Raw genomic sequence first — 880 nt, 5'->3', positions numbered from 1 at the left:
ATATACATATATTTTGTACATTTTTAATTTGATTTGTTGATCCATAATATATTATACGCTACTTGATCGAATCATCCTATAACAAACAATTGATTTTCGCATACCGTGAAAATGTCTCAGAAGCTATGTGTAGAATTAACTTGAAATATTAGCTGTACTCAAAAAAAGAGTCACGACATGAACATCGCGACTCTTCTACTAATATTGATCCAACTTGGTCTTGTTGTCCTTTTTTCAATAAAGTAGGTATTATTCAGCTGTTACGGCTTCTACTGATGAGATTTTGCCTTCTGTGTAGCCTACTACGAATGAGTCCATTACTGGGTTGTGGTCTTCATCGAATGAGATGTTTCCTGTTACCCCTTCAAAATCTTGGGTCTCTTCTAGAGCGTCGCGGATGGCTTGTGGGTCTGTTGAACCGGCACGGTCAATGGCGTCAGCTGCTAAGCGGGCTGCGTCATAACCACCTGCTGAGAACAAGTCTGGCTCTGTGTCAAATTCTGCACGGTATCTCTCTGCGAATTCGTTGGCTGCGTCTGAACCGTATTCTCCTGTTACAAAGATTGTTGCGTAGTAGAAGTCAGTTACGTTTTCTGCACCAGCTAAGTTGATGAATTCGTCGTTACCTAATCCGTTTGGTCCTAAGATTGCAGCGTCGATGCCCATTTCACGGGCTTGTTTCACGATGGCTCCACCTTCTGGGTAGTAACCGGCAATGAATAATACGTCTGGATCTTGGGCTTTAACGTTGTTTAGGATTGAGCTGAAGTCAGTGTCTCCTGATAAGAACGACTCTTTGATGACAACGTCACCTGAGTAGTCTTCCTCAAATTGAGAAGCTAAGTTTTGACCATAATCCGATGAGTTATCTTGTAAAACA

1 protein-coding gene is annotated in these 880 nt (G+C 41.6%); it reads right to left on the bottom strand.

Annotated elements, in window-relative coordinates:
• Positions 1-249: 249 nt before the first annotated feature.
• Positions 250-880, bottom strand: a 631-nt coding sequence (locus ACRCJ0_RS16215) for an ABC transporter substrate-binding protein (protein ID WP_431391195.1), incomplete at its 5' end; no start/stop codon positions are given.

Source organism: Aerococcus sp. L_32 (assembly GCF_050689315.1).
Note: the sequence above shows the minus strand (reverse complement) of the source record. Positions and strands in the feature narration are given on the sequence as shown.